Annotated in this window: 14 protein-coding genes and 1 other annotated feature; of the genes, 12 read left to right on the forward strand and 2 right to left on the reverse strand. The window is 40.9% G+C overall.

The window, feature by feature from the left end; genetic code table 11:
- Positions 1-12: 12 nt before the first annotated feature.
- Positions 13-321 (forward strand): metal-sulfur cluster assembly factor, encoded by a 309-nt coding sequence (locus ACFO0S_RS00905; protein ID WP_378139189.1) that lies wholly within the window; start codon positions 13-15, stop codon positions 319-321.
- Positions 322-449: 128 nt separating this feature from the next.
- Positions 450-2,582: an ATP-dependent Clp protease ATP-binding subunit gene (locus ACFO0S_RS00910; RefSeq protein ID WP_378139191.1), complete on the forward strand. Its 2,133-nt coding sequence runs from the start codon at positions 450-452 to the stop codon at positions 2,580-2,582.
- A 42-nt stretch (positions 2,583-2,624) separates the two neighbouring features.
- Here the strand turns inward: ACFO0S_RS00910 and ACFO0S_RS00915 are convergent, their stop codons facing one another.
- Positions 2,625-2,810: a YjzD family protein gene (locus tag ACFO0S_RS00915; protein WP_378139193.1), complete on the reverse strand. Its 186-nt coding sequence runs from the start codon at positions 2,808-2,810 to the stop codon at positions 2,625-2,627.
- 173 nt (positions 2,811-2,983) lie between these two features.
- Here ACFO0S_RS00915 and ACFO0S_RS00920 point away from each other — a divergent pair, with 173 nt between their 5' ends.
- From ACFO0S_RS00920 to ACFO0S_RS00950, 7 genes are all read left to right on the forward strand, one after another.
- Positions 2,984-3,919, forward strand: a complete 936-nt coding sequence (locus ACFO0S_RS00920; protein WP_378139195.1) for a beta-ketoacyl-ACP synthase III — start codon at positions 2,984-2,986, stop codon at positions 3,917-3,919.
- Positions 3,920-3,938: 19 nt separating this feature from the next.
- Positions 3,939-5,171: a beta-ketoacyl-ACP synthase II gene (gene fabF / locus ACFO0S_RS00925; RefSeq protein ID WP_378139197.1), complete on the forward strand. Its 1,233-nt coding sequence runs from the start codon at positions 3,939-3,941 to the stop codon at positions 5,169-5,171.
- A gap of 370 nt (positions 5,172-5,541) precedes the next feature.
- Positions 5,542-6,561: an ABC transporter ATP-binding protein gene (locus ACFO0S_RS00930; protein WP_378139199.1), complete on the forward strand. Its 1,020-nt coding sequence runs from the start codon at positions 5,542-5,544 to the stop codon at positions 6,559-6,561.
- Positions 6,558-7,508: an ABC transporter ATP-binding protein gene (locus tag ACFO0S_RS00935; RefSeq protein WP_378139201.1), complete on the forward strand. Its 951-nt coding sequence runs from the start codon at positions 6,558-6,560 to the stop codon at positions 7,506-7,508. Before ACFO0S_RS00930 ends, ACFO0S_RS00935 begins: the two co-directional genes overlap by 4 nt.
- Complete coding sequence (opp4B, locus tag ACFO0S_RS00940) at positions 7,508-8,470, forward strand: oligopeptide ABC transporter permease (protein WP_378139203.1); 963 nt, start codon at positions 7,508-7,510, stop codon at positions 8,468-8,470. The genes ACFO0S_RS00935 and opp4B overlap by 1 nt, the downstream gene beginning before the upstream one ends.
- Before the next feature lie 30 nt (positions 8,471-8,500).
- Positions 8,501-9,409 (forward strand): ABC transporter permease, encoded by a 909-nt coding sequence (locus tag ACFO0S_RS00945; protein ID WP_378139205.1) that lies wholly within the window; start codon positions 8,501-8,503, stop codon positions 9,407-9,409.
- A gap of 54 nt (positions 9,410-9,463) precedes the next feature.
- Positions 9,464-11,317: an oligopeptide ABC transporter substrate-binding protein gene (locus tag ACFO0S_RS00950; protein WP_378139207.1), complete on the forward strand. Its 1,854-nt coding sequence runs from the start codon at positions 9,464-9,466 to the stop codon at positions 11,315-11,317.
- A gap of 250 nt (positions 11,318-11,567) precedes the next feature.
- Here ACFO0S_RS00950 and trpS read toward each other — a convergent pair whose 3' ends face one another.
- Entirely contained in the window at positions 11,568-12,560 is a 993-nt protein-coding gene (trpS, locus tag ACFO0S_RS00955; protein ID WP_378139209.1) for a tryptophan--tRNA ligase, read from the reverse strand.
- Between the two features lie 42 nt (positions 12,561-12,602).
- Positions 12,603-12,821: a binding site (T-box leader), on the reverse strand.
- A gap of 127 nt (positions 12,822-12,948) precedes the next feature.
- Between trpS and ACFO0S_RS00960 the strand changes: the two genes are divergently transcribed.
- The 3 genes from ACFO0S_RS00960 (at position 12,949) to mecA (ending at position 15,706) form a co-directional block, all read left to right on the forward strand.
- The gene (locus tag ACFO0S_RS00960; protein WP_378139212.1) at positions 12,949-14,160 is read left to right on the forward strand and encodes a putative glycoside hydrolase; all 1,212 of its coding nucleotides are present in this window, start codon (positions 12,949-12,951) and stop codon (positions 14,158-14,160) included.
- A 369-nt stretch (positions 14,161-14,529) separates the two neighbouring features.
- Positions 14,530-14,925 carry a transcriptional regulator SpxA gene (spxA, locus tag ACFO0S_RS00965; RefSeq protein WP_133079788.1) on the forward strand — a complete coding sequence of 132 codons (396 nt, stop codon included), beginning with the start codon at positions 14,530-14,532 and terminating at the stop codon, positions 14,923-14,925.
- A gap of 142 nt (positions 14,926-15,067) precedes the next feature.
- Positions 15,068-15,706: an adaptor protein MecA gene (gene mecA, locus ACFO0S_RS00970; protein ID WP_378139214.1), complete on the forward strand. Its 639-nt coding sequence runs from the start codon at positions 15,068-15,070 to the stop codon at positions 15,704-15,706.
- Positions 15,707-15,713 lie beyond the last annotated feature (7 nt).

Below are 15,713 nucleotides of genomic sequence, written 5' to 3' on the forward strand. Positions count from 1 at the left end.
GTGGGATTCCGCATGGATCAAGATATGAAAGATAGCTTGATGAGTGCCTTAGAAGAGGTCATCGATCCGGAACTTGGGATTGATGTTGTCAACCTTGGACTTGTCTATGATGTAGATTTGAACGAGGAAGGTCTTGCAACGGTCACCATGACATTGACTTCCATTGGTTGTCCGATGGGACCGATGATTGTCGATCAAGTGAAAACAGCACTCGGCCAATTACCAGAAGTAAAAGATACAGAAGTAAATATCACGTTCAATCCACCATGGTCTCGTGACAATATGTCACGCTATGCAAAGATTGCACTTGGAATTCGATAAACGAAAGTCCTGACATTTGTCAGGATTTTTTTCGTTTTTTAATGGTCTTTCTGCTTTACTTCCCGGCAGTCCTTTCCTATAATCAAATTAGTCAAAGATAGTCAAACTTGTGATGAGGAGGAAATACCATGCAAATGAATCAAATGCCGAATGAAGAAACGAAATCCCCTCTGGAACAGTACGGAAGAAATCTTGTTGCTTATGCAAAAGAAGGAAAGATGGATCCCGTTATTGGACGTGATCAAGAGATACGAAATGTCATCCGAATCTTATCACGCAAAACAAAAAACAATCCCGTTCTAATTGGAGAACCTGGAGTAGGAAAGACAGCCATCGTAGAGGGCCTTGCCCAACGTATTATAAAAAAAGATGTACCCGAGGGATTAAAGGAAAAAGAAATCTACGAACTCGATATGTCTGCACTCATTGCTGGTGCCAAATATAGAGGAGAATTTGAAGAACGTTTAAAAGCTGTCTTAAAACAAGTGAGGGACAGCGAAGGTTCGATTATCCTCTTTATTGATGAGCTTCACACCATTGTAGGTGCGGGTAAATCGGATGGAGCGATGGATGCAGGGAATATGTTGAAACCGATGCTTGCACGTGGGGAACTTCACTGTATAGGAGCGACAACTCTTGATGAGTACCGCACGTACATTGAAAAAGATCCTGCTCTGGAGCGACGTTTCCAACAAGTGTTAGTTAAAGAGCCGTCTGTCGAAGATGCTATTTCCATCTTACGTGGTTTAAAAGAACGGTTTGAATTGCACCACGGGGTACGTATCCATGACCGCGCCATTGTTGCTGCAGCAGAACTTTCCAATCGGTACATCACTGACCGCTTCATGCCGGACAAAGCCATCGACCTTGTTGACGAAGCATGTGCGATGATTCGGACAGAAATTGATTCCATGCCGCAGGAGTTGGATGAAGTGACACGTAAAATAATGCAACTCCAAATTGAAGAACAAGCCTTAATGAAGGAGAAGGATGCAGCCAGTCAAAAAAGACTGGAATTGTTACGTGAAGAATTAAATCAGTTAACTACTTCTTCAGAAGCCATGCGATTGCAGTGGGAAGAAGAAAAGAATACCTTACAAGCTCTTCAAGTGAAACGAGAAATGCTTGATAAACTGCGCAGAGAGTTAGAAGAAGCGGAATCAAATTATGACTTGACAAAAGCAGCGGAGCTCCGACATGGAAAGATTCCGGAGGCTGAAAAAGAGTTAACGGCCCTTGAGAGCGCGCAACAAGCGGATGGTCGTATGTTACGAGAAGAGGTGACAGAAGATGAAATTGCTTCCATCGTCGCACGCTGGACGGGAATTCCTGTGACGAAACTCGTCGAAGGAGAGCGAGAGAAGCTCTTACGTTTAGAAGAAATCTTATCTGAGCGTGTCGTAGGTCAAAATCAAGCCATTCAGTATGTGTCCGATGCGGTTCTTCGAGCACGTGCAGGCATTAAAGATGCTCATAAACCAATCGGCTCTTTCTTGTTTCTCGGACCGACAGGAGTAGGAAAAACGGAACTAGCCAAAGCATTGGCTGCACAGCTATTTGATTCAGAACAGCATTTCATACGCATAGATATGTCTGAGTATATGGAAAAACATAGTGTGTCAAGACTTGTGGGTGCGCCTCCCGGCTATATTGGTTATGAAGAAGGAGGGCAACTTACCGAGGCGGTTCGTCGAAACCCGTATTCAGTTGTTCTACTTGATGAGATTGAAAAAGCACATCCAGATGTGGCCAACATCCTCTTACAACTATTAGATGATGGTCGCATCACAGATAGTCAAGGCCGCCTTGTTAACTTTGCCAACACGATTGTTATTTTAACTTCAAATATTGGTTCTTCGTACTTATTAGAAGGAACTGGAGATATTACGGAAGAACAGACAGATGCGGTGATGCACGCACTAAGACAACATTTCAAACCGGAGCTACTCAACCGGATGGATGAGATCGTCCTATTCCATGCCCTAGGTAATGCTCACTTCGCGATGATTGCTGATAAGTATATGAAGGAACTTGCTGCAAAACTTGCCGGGCAAGAGATACAATTAGAGGTTTCACCAGACGTGGTGAACTGGGTAGTGGAAAAAGGGGTAGACCCTGCCTTTGGGGCACGTCCATTGAAACGATTCATTCAGCGAACGATTGAAACGAAAGTGGCGAAACGATTAATTGCAGGAGATATCACTCCTGGATTGAAACTTCACATACATCTTCAAGAGGGAGATATCGTGATTGAAACATAAGAAAAGCCGACAATCCCTTAGGATTGTCGGCTTTATTACGTCTTAGTGATGTGCGTTTTTTGGCACTTTCGGTAAGATCGCATCAATTACAAAAATAAAGATTGCAGCTACAACTCCCATAATAAGACCATTTGACAAAACAAATGGGACATTAATTACGGCGCTTACTACATAGTTCAACATAGACACAAGTATAAGTGTCCAGATTAACGTCATTACATAGTGCATAATTGGTCACCTCAGTCAATTTTCTCTCTGAATCATACCATAAAAGCTACCAAGAAGGCGAAAAAAACCAAAAATTCTTTCGTCAAACAACGAAGCTATTGAAAAATGTTCACGTTTTCGATATAGTTATGACCAGGTACTAATAATAGGCATAAAAGAAATGAGGATGACATATGGCAGTAGGTATATGGGGAATCGGTTCATACGTCCCAGAGAACCGCGTAACGAATGATGACCTTGCCGACCGGATGGAAACATCAGACGAATGGATCCGTACACGGACAGGCATTGAAGCGCGCCATTTCGCAAGTGAAAGTCAAAACACTTCAGACATGGCTTACGAGGCTGCGGTGAAAGCATTGGAAGATGCCGGCCTCGATGCCTCCGAACTTGATTTGATTCTAGTAGCTACCGTAACACCAGACCAACCGTTCCCGACAGTTGCGAATACGCTACAAGATCGACTTGGCGCAACAAAGGCAGCGTCAATGGACGTCTCAGCTGCTTGCGCGGGTTTTATGTATGCTTTTATTACAGGAGCACAATTTATACAAACAGATGCCTATAAACATGTCCTTATCATAGGTGTAGAAAAACTATCTAAAATTATTGATTGGGAAGACCGCTCGACTGCTGTTCTGTTTGGGGATGGGGCAGGGGCTGTAGTGCTCGGTAATGTAGAAGAGGGAAAAGGGATTTTATCATTTGAACTCGGATCTGACGGTAGTGGAGGAAAACATCTCTTCCAACACGGTGAGTATCTTCAAATGAATGGACGCGAAGTGTTCAAATTTGCCGTACGTCAGATGGGTGAATCTGCACTGAATGTATTAGAAAAAGCTAGGCTGACAAAAGAAGATGTGGATTTTCTGATTCCACACCAAGCAAATATCCGTATTATGGAATCAGCGCGGGAGCGTCTTCAATTACCTGAAGAAAAGATGTCAAAGACCATTCATCTTTACGGCAATACGTCAGCTGCTTCGATTCCATTATCCCTCGATTATGAAGTGAAAAGAGGAAAAGTGAATGATGGGGATGTCTTAGTGCTTGTTGGGTTCGGTGGTGGATTAACATGGGGAGCCATCGCACTTCGTTACGGAAAATAACTGAAAAGAGGGGTAACATATGAAAAGAAGAGTTGTCATAACAGGAATTGGTGCAGTGACACCACTCGGAAATACAGCGAAAGATACGTGGCAAGCTATTATAGAAGGAAAGTCAGGGGTAGGTCCGTTAACACGGCTTGATGCAGACCAGTTTCCAGCGAAAGTAGCAGCGGAAGTGAAAGACTTTTCTATTGAACAATTCATTGAAAAGAAAGAAGCGCGTAAAATGGACCGCTTCACTCACTATGCACTGGCAGCTTCAATTGAAGCGATGAGTGATGCTGGACTTGAGCTGGATGAAAAGACTGCCCTACGGACAGGTGTATGGATTGGCTCAGGAATCGGCGGAATGGAAACCTATGAAAATCAATTCCGTACATTTCTTGATAAGGGTGTGCGACGCGTAAGTCCATTCTTCGTTCCAATGATGATTCCTGATATGGCTTCTGGCCAAGTATCTATCCACTTCGGAGCGAAAGGAATCAATTCATGTACAGTGACCGCTTGTGCATCGGGCACAAACTCGATTGGAGACGCGTTTAAAGTGATTCAACGAGGCGATGCGGATGTTATGATCACTGGAGGAGCAGAAGCGCCGATTACGAATATGGCTGTCGCAGGTTTTTGTTCAAACACAGCTTTAACTACCAACACAGATCCATCAACAGCATCACGTCCGTTTGATCAAAACCGGGATGGCTTTGTCATCGGGGAAGGTGCAGGAATCGTGATATTGGAAGAGTTAGAGCATGCACTTGCACGCGGAGCAACGATTTATGCGGAAATAAGTGGGTATGGTTCAACAGGCGATGCACACCATATTACTGCGCCAGCACCTGAAGGAGAAGGAGCAGCACGTGCTATGTACCAGGCAATTGAAGATGCTGGCCTTGATACCGAAGAGATCGGATATATCAATGCCCATGGGACTAGTACACCTTACAACGACTTATATGAGACACAAGCCATAAAGTCTGTATTCGGAGACCATGCGAGAAAGCTAGCTGTTAGTTCAACGAAATCAATGACAGGACATTTACTTGGAGCTGCAGGTGGAATTGAAGCCATTTTCACAGCGCTTGCTTTAAAAGAAGGCATCTTACCACCAACCATCAATATTAAGACGCCTGATCCAGAATGTGACCTGGATTATATCCCAAATCAGGCACGTCACAAAGACATACAAGTTGCAATGAGTAACTCACTTGGGTTTGGGGGGCATAATGCTTCTCTAGTTTTTAAAAAATATTAACTATATTGCGAAATAATAAAAACTGCTGATAACCTGTCAGCAGTTTTTTTTGTTACAAAAGACTTTAGTGCGTTGTAGCGCTAAACCATTTATATGCGACTATTCACACAGAGAGACTGAATCTTTGTTCATTTTATAAAAAAATTTTCCCAATATTGCTTTTATCTCAATCCCTTGTCTCTCTAGGGTTTACAAAGTTTTCTAAATTAAGAGAATGCTTAAAATAGTGAAATGAGCCAAAAAACTTATTGTCACTGTAATAATTCTGTAATAGAATTTACATCTAGGTGAACAATTAACTGAAAAATAGAAAATTTGAAACACATTAGAAGTGACTTACAACTTTGTGAGACTTGAGAGGAGCAGAAGGTTGAAGAACGCATCAGAATTATTAACCATCTCAGATTTGCATACAGGCTTCAGCATCAAGGATACATACTACAATGCAGTAGATGGGGTATCCCTAACACTCCGTAAGAATGAAATTCTTGCCATTGTTGGAGAGTCTGGCTGCGGGAAAAGTACATTAGCCACCTCCATTATTGGATTACATAACTCGAACAAGACACGTGTAATCGGAGAAATTAAATTTAAAGATATCAATCTAGCGAATATTTCAGAAGAAAAAATGAATTCGATTCGCGGGAATGATATCGGCATGATTTTCCAAGATCCTCTTTCTGCATTAAATCCTTTAATGAGAATTGGTGATCAAATTGAGGAAAGTTTAATTTATCACACGGACTTAAATGGCGATCAGCGTAAAGCGCGTGTACTCGAGTTGCTGGCACAAGTAGGGATTCCCAATCCTACTCGCACAGCTCGTCAATTCCCACACCAATTATCTGGGGGAATGCGTCAACGTGTTATTATTGCGATTGCAATTTCTTGTAAGCCTTCTATCATCATTGCAGACGAACCAACCACTGCACTTGATGTAACAATTCAAGCGCAGATTCTTGATCTGCTAATTGAACTACAAAAAGAAACTGGCGCTGGAATTATCTTGATCACCCATGACCTTGGGGTAGTAGCAGAAGTAGCTCACCGAGTAGCCGTTATGTATGCTGGTGAAGTAGTAGAAGAAGCACCTGTAAATGAATTATTTAATAATCCGAAACATCCATATACACGTTCCTTGTTAAACTCAATTCCACAAGCAAATAGTGAGAATGAACGTTTACAGGTGATTCGTGGACTAGTACCATCTCTCATCAACTTACCTCGTGAAGGTTGTCGCTTTGCACCGCGTATCCCGTGGATTCCTGCAGAAGCACATGAAGCCACACCAAAGCTTCATGAAGTGGCACCAGGACATTTCGTACGCTGTACGTGTTGGCAACATTTTTACTTCCAAAGTGAAGAAGAAATGGAGGACATCATAGAATGAGTTTCATGCAGATTAAAGACCTCCAAGTACATTATCCGATTCGCGGAGGATTCTTCAATACGATTCAAGACCATGTACATGCCGTTGATGGTATCAGCATGGAATTTGAAGCAGGAAAAACGTATGGTCTTGTAGGAGAATCTGGTTGTGGGAAATCGACAACTGGAAAATCGATTATTGGACTAGAGAAAATTACTTCCGGAAAAATCATTTATGAAGGTAAAGATGTAACGAACGCACGCAGACAGCGTAACTCTGCATACAATCGGGACATACAAATGATTTTCCAAGATGCTCACTCGAGTATGAACCCTCGTAAACGTGTGTCGGAAATTTTAGCAGAACCGATTCGTAACTTCTTGAACTTAACTCCGGATGAAGAACGTCGTCGTATCAATGAGCTACTTGCGATTGTCGGAATGCCGGAAGATGTAAAGTTAAAATATCCACATGAATTTTCTGGTGGTCAAAAGCAACGTATTGGAATCGCTCGTGCAATTGCAACGAACCCAAAACTGATTATTGCAGATGAACCCGTATCAGCGCTTGATCTTTCTGTTCAAGCCCAGGTATTAAACTTCATGAAAGATATTCAAAAAGAACTTGGACTAACGTATCTCTTTATTTCCCACGATTTAGGTGTGGTGAAACATATGTGTGATGAAGTAAATATTATGTACAAAGGTAGATTCGTAGAATCTGGTTCGAAACATGACATATACGCAAATCCACAGCATATTTACACAAAACGTTTATTATCTGCAATCCCAAATATTGAACCAGCCACACGTGATGAGCGGAAAATCGAACGACAACGTGTTGAAACAAACTATCATGTAGAAAATAAAAAATATTTCGATGAAAATGGTCGAGTATTTGATTTACGCCCAATCTCTGACACGCACAAAGTAGCGATGACAGCATCAGAACAGGGGGGCAATGTGTAATGTGGAAGACGATTATTCGACGATTTCTCGTCATGATCCCTCAGTTAATCGTACTAAGTTTGCTGATTTTCGTTATGGCAAAGTTTATGCCTGGGGATCCATTCACAGGTTTGATCACTCCAGAAACTGACCCAGCACGTGTTGAAGAGCTGCGTCAAAAAGCTGGTTTCTATGATCCATGGTACATTCAATATTTCAACTGGATGTGGAATGCATTCCAAGGAGACTTTGGTCGTTCCTATACATTTAACCAACCGGTAGCAAACTTGATTGGTGACCGTGCATTAAACACATTTTGGTTATCACTCGTCAGTGTAATTTTACTTTATGCACTTGCTATACCATTAGGCGTACTTGCAGGTCGCTATAACGATACAATTCTTGATAAATCCATCGTTTTCTATAGCTTCATCGTTTATGCAATCCCAACATTCGTTTTAGGATTAATCTCACTCTTCTTCTTCGGATATGAGTTAGGCTGGTTCCCAACGAGTGGTACAGTAAGTATAAAAGCAGATCCAGGAACATTTGGATATGTAGCAAGTAAGATCTATCATATGTTGCTTCCAGCATTAGTATTCGCTGTTCTTGGAACAACAGGTGTTATTCAGTACTTACGTACAGAAATTATTGATGCAAAAACAATGGACTATGTCCGTACAGCTCGAGCAAAAGGTGTTCCACAACGAAAAGTGTACTCAAAACACATTTTCCGTAACTCCTTACTACCGATTGCTGCATTCCTAGGATTTACCATCACGAACTTATTAGGTGGATCGATCTTTATTGAGACGATTTTTGGCTATCCAGGGATGGGTAAATTATTCGTCGATGCCATCAATGGCCGTGACTACAGTGTTATTACAGCGTTAGTTATGCTTTTCGGATTCTTAACATTATTGGGAAGTCTATTGTCCGATATCATCATGAGTATTGTAGACCCTCGTATCAGGATTGATTGACAAACATAATGGAAAAGGAGAGTTCGAAAAATGGCAGAAAAACAAACAATTGATGTAGAGAAAAAAGTTCCTGCAGCCTCTCCGCCAACCGGTTTCCAGGTTATTGCGCGGGAGTTTGCAAAAGATAAACTAGCAATGGCATCTTTAATTTTCTTAATTATTTTGATTGCCACGATTTATATCTGGTCATTCCTTATTGACCAAACCGCTTTAATGCGTATCAGTTTACGTGATCAGATGGCTCCACCAGGTGGGGACTTCTGGTTAGGCGCAGATAAAGGTGGCCGTGACATTTTCGGTCAGCTCATTATCGGTGCACGTAACTCCATCACAATTGCGATTTCCGTAACCTTAATTACAGGTATTATAGGTGTTGCAATTGGGTTAATTACAGGTTATTTCGGTGGATGGATTGATAATATCTTTATGCGAATCATTGATTTCTTCATTACGATTCCGTCTCTAATGATCATTATCGTCTTCATTTCTATCATTCCTAAATATACAGTTGTATCTTTCGTTTTAATTATGAGTGTATTCCTTTGGGTAAGTACTGCACGACTTGTTCGTAGTAAGTCTTTATCGGAAGGTCGAAGAGATTATGTCAATGCCTCAAAGACGATGGGTACAAGTGACGCGGTCATTATCTTTAAAGAGATGATGCCGAACTTAAGCTCCATTATCATTGTAGAATTGACACTTAACTTCGCCGGAAACGTAGGGCTTGAAACAGGCTTATCATATCTTGGATTTGGACTTCCACCGTCCACTCCATCACTAGGAACACTTGTAGCTTACGCAAACGATCCGAACATTCTGGAAAGAGCTTGGTGGAACTGGTTGCCAGCATCAATTTTAATTTTAGTGTTGATGTTGTCAATTAACTATGTAGGTCAGGCGATTCGCCGAGCTGCAGATGCGCGTCAGCGCTTAGGTTGATATTAAACGATTCTCGTTTGATATAAAAAGAGAGTATAAAAAGGAGGAAAACAAATGAACAAGAAGCTTTTAGCTTTATTGGCGCTTTTGATGGCATTCATGTTGTTCTTAGCAGCATGTAACAATGACGATTCAACAGCACCAGTAGACACTGATCCTGATACTTCAGAAGGTTCTGAAGAGGATAACGAAGATGAAGCTGGCGAAGGAGATGGGGAGGGTGCAGAAGAAACTGCTTCTGAAGATCTATTCCCAACTGTATTAGAAAACGAAGGTGAAGCTATCGAAGGTGGAACTCTTCAAGTTGCATTAGTAAACGATTCACCATTCCAAGGTATCTTCTCTTACACACTTTATGAAGATGCTTACGATGCTGAGATCTTAGCTTATGCTTCAAACGTGTTATTCACAACTGATGGTGACTTCCTTATTACTAACGACGGTATCGCTTCTTTAGAAGTAGATGGCGAAAACAACAAAGCAACAATCACAATCAATCAAGATACATTATGGTCTGATGGCGAGCCGTTAAAAGCGGAAGACCTCATTCAACCATACTTAATCATTGGTCACCCTGATTACAATGGTGTACGTTATGATGTAGATTTCCAAAACATCGTAGGTGCTGTTGAGTACAATGCAGGCGAAGCTGATACAATTTCTGGTATCACTAAAATCGATGACAAAACTATTGAGATCCAATTTAACAAAATTTCTCCAGCAATATATTCTGGTGGGGATGGTCTTTGGTTCTATGCTGAGCCAAGCCACATCGTAGCTGACATTCCAGTTGGCGAACTTCTTGAAAACGACGCAGTACGCGTGAACCCAGTTACACTTGGTGCTTTCAAATTTGACCGCATCGTACCTGGTGAGTCTGTATCATTAGTACGTAACGAGAACTACTGGAGAGGTGCTCCTAAGTTAGATGGCGTTGTTATCACAACTATCCCATCAGCATCTGCTGCTAAGGCAATGGAAACAGGAGAGTACGATCTTGCCCTTTCATTCCCAACAAGCCAATATGAGTCTGTTCAAAATCTTGAAAACATTACACTTCTTGGACGTCAAGAGTTGTACTACTCGTATGTTGGATTCAAACTTGGTAAATACAACTATGACGCAAGCTTAGTTGAAACAGATGTTGAAGGTTCTAAAATGGGTGACCCAGAATTACGTAAAGCTATGGGTTACGCTTTAGACATCGAGCAAGTTTCTGAAGTATTCTACTTTGGTTTACGTGAGCGTGCGAATTCTCTAATTCCACCAGTATTCAAATCATTCCACGATGCTTCAGCAGAAGGATACAACTATGATCCAGAAACGGCTAACCAAATTCTTGATGATGCTGGTTATGAAGATGTAGACGGTGACGGCTTACGTGAAGATCCAAATGGTGAAAAATTAACAATCAACCTAGCAGCTATGGCTGGTGACGAAACACAAGAACAAGTTATCAACTACTACCTACAAAACTGGGAAGAAGTTGGTCTTGATGTTCAACTTGCAACTGGTCGTCTAATCGAGTTCAACACATTCTACGACAAAGTACAAGCTGATGATCCAGAAATCGATGTATTCATGGGTGCATGGGGTACAGGTACAAACCCATCTCCAGCAGGTCTATACTCGAAAACAGCTGTTTATAACTTCAGCCGTTACTCTTCGGATGAGTTAGAAGGCATTCTTGCTGCAATCGATTCTCCAGAAGCGTTAGATTCTGACTACCGTATGGAGCAATTCCAAGCATGGCAAGAGTACATGACGGAAGTTTCTGCAGTTATTCCAATGCAGTTCCGTTATGAGTTACTTCCAGTGAACGACCGTGTTCTTAACTGGGACTTCAGCTATGATACGGATTGGGGTTACGAGCAGATCGAACTTTCTGCTGACGCACCAATTAAGTAATCTACATGAAAATCCCGTACAGTGCTTGCACTGTACGGGATTTTTTTTGCATAGACTTAGAAAAAGAATCAAAGGATGACAACTATCGGATTTTTACTTTTTATTTGTTGCTATTTTCTACTTATCTACACATGTACGTATCTGATATTAATGTTGAATTTCATCAGTATTGGATGGACGAGTGAAAGAGTAATGAATACTCTTTTAACTTCCACCGAACTTAAAGTGTTAGGACTGACAATCCTATTCGTTATTTTGCTCTCTTTCTTCCTAACCCCATGGCGTCTTCCATTTGAGAAAGCGTCTGAGAGGCAATAGCATTTGCTTTTTCTGCGCCTTGATCAAGAAGGAGGTCTAACTCCTCCGAAACAATTAATTCTTCGTAGCGTTGCTGAATAGGTGCTAGATGACTAATCACTACATCAGCAACCCCTTGTTTAAATGCGCCGTATTGACTGCCTTCATATTTCTTAACTACCTCATCAATACTTACACCACGCAAAGAAGCCTCAATAGCTAGCAAATTCGATACGCCAGGTTTATTTTCCGGATCGTAAGCAACAAAACCTTCCGAATCAGTGACTGCGCTTTTAATTTTCTTTTCAATTTGTTTTGGTGTATCAAGAAGGCGAATGGTCGCTTTTTGGTTTTCATCTGATTTACTCATTTTTTTCGTTGGGTCTTGTAGGGACTTGATACGTGCGCCATGTTTTGGAAGTTGAATTTCTGGTAATTTCACCACGTTTTTATAACGCTTATTAAAGCGTTCAGCTAAGTCGCGTGTAAGTTCAATATGCTGCTTCTGATCATCGCCAACAGGTACGATATCCGTCTGATAGAGCAAAATATCAGCTGCCATGAGTGGTGGATACGTGAGAAGGGAAGCAGAGACCGCTTCTTTTCCGGTCGATTTGTCTTTGAACTGTGTCATACGCTCAAGTTCACCGATACTTGAAATACATTGCATGATCCAAGCGGCTTGTGCATGGGCTGGTACTTCCGATTGAATAAATAACGTTACTTTCTTCGGATCTAGGCCGACAGCGAGGTAAAGGGCTGCAAGGGAGCGAATGTTCTCTCGTAACTCCTGAGGATCTTGCTGGACGGTAATGGCGTGTTGATCAACAATGCAAAAAATACAGTCATATTCATGTTGGAGTTCAACAAACTGTCGGAAGGCTCCAATGTAGTTTCCGATGGTCACTGTTCCTGTTGGCTGTACACCTGAAAAAATTCGTTTCATCTTCTTTCTCTCCTTTTCATATGAAAAAGCATCACTCTCCCTAAAAGGGACGAATGATGCTTAAATCCGCGGTACCACCCAAATTATTGGATTACTATCCAATCACTTGCACTGTTAACGGGGGTGCCCGGAATAATCCTACACGGTAGTTCGGTTACTCTGCTCAGAAGTCCATTCACTAAGGGAAATAAACTACTCTCACCAACCGTAGTCTCTCTGACTATTCCACACTCAGGTACTCTTCTTCCTCTATGCATATTTCCTATTGAAAAAAGTATAGCTCACAATAAGTACTAGTGCAACAGAATAGGGACTTTCCCCCTATAATTCGTCTCTTTTCAGTACCCCTATGAATTGGTAGAATGGGTAAGAGAGAGGGAGATGTCAAATGAAGTCGAAATTACTGAAATCTTTAGGGGCAACAAGTGCAGCATTTCTGTTACTAACTGGGGGTACGCCTACCTATGCAGAAACACAAGAAATCCAACAATTTAGTGGAAAAGAATTTACAGTACCGCTTATTAATGAAGAATTAGCCGTAGCCTCGGACCTTTTCCGTTACTCATCTGGTCTAGAATTTGACTACCCAGATGCCGTACGGGGAATATATGTCACTGGTCATTCAGCAGGAGGAGAGCGATTTAGTCGCTTGATGGATTTAGTCAAAACCACAGACCTCAATGCGATGGTGATCGATATTAAGGATGATTTTGGGGATTTAACATACATACCTGCGGAAGATAGCCCTCTAGCAGCTTACGAAATTGGAACTAGATATATCAAAGATGTTCGTGCAGTGCTCGAACAAATGGAAAAAGAACAAGTCTATCCAATTGCACGAGTGGTTGTATTTAAGGATACAAAACTTGCCGAACGTAAACCCGAATGGTCTTTCCAAGAAAATGGTCAAATTTGGAAGAATGGACGAGACGAAGCATTTGTGAATCCTTTCTTGCAAGAAGTGTGGGATTATAATGTAGAAGTAGCCATTGAAGCGGCAAAGATGGGATTCAAAGAAATTCAATTTGACTATGTCCGTTTCCCTGAAGGATTTGAACGACGCTCTGAAACGCTTGTCTATTCAAAAGGTACTTATAAAGATTCAGACTTAGATGATGTTCAAAGCCGTGTGCACGCTGTTACAGATTTTGTAGCTTATGCCCGGGAAAAATTACAACCTTATGATGTGGAAGTATCAGTAGATATTTTTGGGTATTCAGCGACTCTAACTGAGGCACCAGGAATTGGACAGAACTTCTCAAAAATTTCCGAGAATGTGGATGTTATTTCCTCAATGATTTATCCAAGCCACTGGACATCCTATTTTGGTATTGCAAAACCTGACCTTGAGCCATACCGTTTAGTTCAGGAATATGCAAAAGTGGAGAATGCAAAATTAGCTGAGCTTGAAAATCCCCCTACGTCTAGACCATGGATTCAAGATTTTACAGCTTCTTACCTTGGGGCTGGTAATTATCTAGTGTATGGAAAAAAAGAAGTTGAAGATCAAATTCGTGCATTGAATGAAGCAGGAATCAATGAGTTCTTACTTTGGAATGCTGGGAACTCGTATACACCAAATGTTGATTATACACCTTAAATGTGTAGAGAGAGCAAAAACTTTCTCTACATTTTTTTTGAAAATGCAACCTTTTGTGTTACACAAACGTACTACTTACTATAGAACAGTTATTTTCATTACGTTCTATCTAATTGAGAATCTAAATCCACCATCAATTTATTGGGAATTGGTTTATTATTGACAAAAGTCGGGTATAGTAACAACAGAACTATACATAAAACTCGTGTTGTTCATCAATTGATCAATTTTTTTTAACAAATTGAAAAAAAAGGTTTAAAATCAAGGAATTTTGATGTATACTAAAACTAGACTCGGTAGATTATAGTTATTCTAATTTAAGTGATAAAACACAATCGTTAATTAATTGAAAGGGCGTGTTGTCGAATGATGGTAACCCTATATACTTCTCCTAGCTGTACATCTTGTAGAAAAGCAAAAGCATGGCTTGAGGAGCATGAGATTCCATATACAGAACGAAATATTTTTTCTGAACCACTTACGATTGCAGAAATCAAAGAGATTCTACGTATGACAGAAGACGGAACTGATGAGATCATTTCTACTCGTTCAAAGATCTTCCAAAAATTAAATGTTGATTTAGATAGCTTGCCATTACAGCGTCTATATGAACTAATTAAAGATCATCCTGGTTTATTACGTCGACCAATCATCATCGACGAAAAACGATTACAGGTTGGCTATAATGAGGATGAGATCCGACGATTCTTACCTCGTAAAGTGAGAGCATACCAGCTACTTGAAGCACAACGTATGGTAAACTAGATAAAAAGGAGTTGATTGCCTAGGCAGTCAACTCCTTCTTTTCAACCTTGAGATTGTATACTTTCAATTCTCGCCTATTCGTCATACAATAGAAATAGAAGCATTCACTGCAAGTGGTTGAACCAGAGAGGAGATGTGTAGAATGAATTACGAACGCATAAATGATTCCACATTAAAAATTTACATTTCATACATCGACATTGAAGAGCGTGGCTTCAACCCAGATGAGATTTGGTTTAGCAGAGAAAAAAGCGAACAACTTTTTTGGGAAATGATGGATGAGGTCGAAGAATTAAATCCATTTGATTTTGAAGGGCCACTATGGATTCAAGTTCATGCGGTGGATAAGGGAATTGAAGTCGTCGTTTCCAAACCGGAAATCTCCCAAGATGGGAAATCTGCAGATTATCCTGCGCCCCTCGCCAAAATTATGGCTGAATCAGAAAACTTGTTCGAACAAGAAGATTTCTTATCAGATGAGCAAAAAGCGGAAATGAATCATTCGGCAGTTTATAAACTAACCGAATTTGATCATTTAATCCCATTGAGTAAGCGCCTTTCAAATGAGTTGATTCAAACAAAATTATTTGAATACGAATCTGCTTACTACTTAGCCCTCGATTATTCGACTGAAGAGTTTGTGGAGGAATATATTGAAAACATCCATAGTATTATCGTCGAGTATGGCGAACCTACTGAGCGAACTGTTCATGTTCTTGAAGAATATGGTCAAGTCATTATGGCAAGCGATGTATTTCAAACCGTTCAACGGTATTTTTAACCCTCAC

Origin of the sequence: Chryseomicrobium palamuruense (assembly GCF_042649045.1) — a bacterium.
In the GTDB taxonomy this organism is placed as follows: Bacteria; Bacillota; Bacilli; order Bacillales_A; family Planococcaceae; genus Chryseomicrobium; species Chryseomicrobium palamuruense.

Coding starts and splice junctions, on each gene's coding strand:
- ACFO0S_RS00905 (WP_378139189.1), top strand. CDS start 13: ATGGATCAAGATATGAAAGATAGCTTGATGAGTGCCTTAGAAGAGGTC.
- ACFO0S_RS00910 (WP_378139191.1), top strand. CDS start 450: ATGCAAATGAATCAAATGCCGAATGAAGAAACGAAATCCCCTCTGGAA.
- ACFO0S_RS00915 (WP_378139193.1), bottom strand. CDS start 2,810: ATGCACTATGTAATGACGTTAATCTGGACACTTATACTTGTGTCTATG.
- ACFO0S_RS00920 (WP_378139195.1), top strand. CDS start 2,984: ATGGCAGTAGGTATATGGGGAATCGGTTCATACGTCCCAGAGAACCGC.
- fabF (WP_378139197.1), top strand. CDS start 3,939: ATGAAAAGAAGAGTTGTCATAACAGGAATTGGTGCAGTGACACCACTC.
- ACFO0S_RS00935 (WP_378139201.1), top strand. CDS start 6,558: ATGAGTTTCATGCAGATTAAAGACCTCCAAGTACATTATCCGATTCGC.
- opp4B (WP_378139203.1), top strand. CDS start 7,508: ATGTGGAAGACGATTATTCGACGATTTCTCGTCATGATCCCTCAGTTA.
- ACFO0S_RS00945 (WP_378139205.1), top strand. CDS start 8,501: ATGGCAGAAAAACAAACAATTGATGTAGAGAAAAAAGTTCCTGCAGCC.
- ACFO0S_RS00950 (WP_378139207.1), top strand. CDS start 9,464: ATGAACAAGAAGCTTTTAGCTTTATTGGCGCTTTTGATGGCATTCATG.
- trpS (WP_378139209.1), bottom strand. CDS start 12,560: ATGAAACGAATTTTTTCAGGTGTACAGCCAACAGGAACAGTGACCATC.
- ACFO0S_RS00960 (WP_378139212.1), top strand. CDS start 12,949: ATGAAGTCGAAATTACTGAAATCTTTAGGGGCAACAAGTGCAGCATTT.
- spxA (WP_133079788.1), top strand. CDS start 14,530: ATGGTAACCCTATATACTTCTCCTAGCTGTACATCTTGTAGAAAAGCA.
- mecA (WP_378139214.1), top strand. CDS start 15,068: ATGAATTACGAACGCATAAATGATTCCACATTAAAAATTTACATTTCA.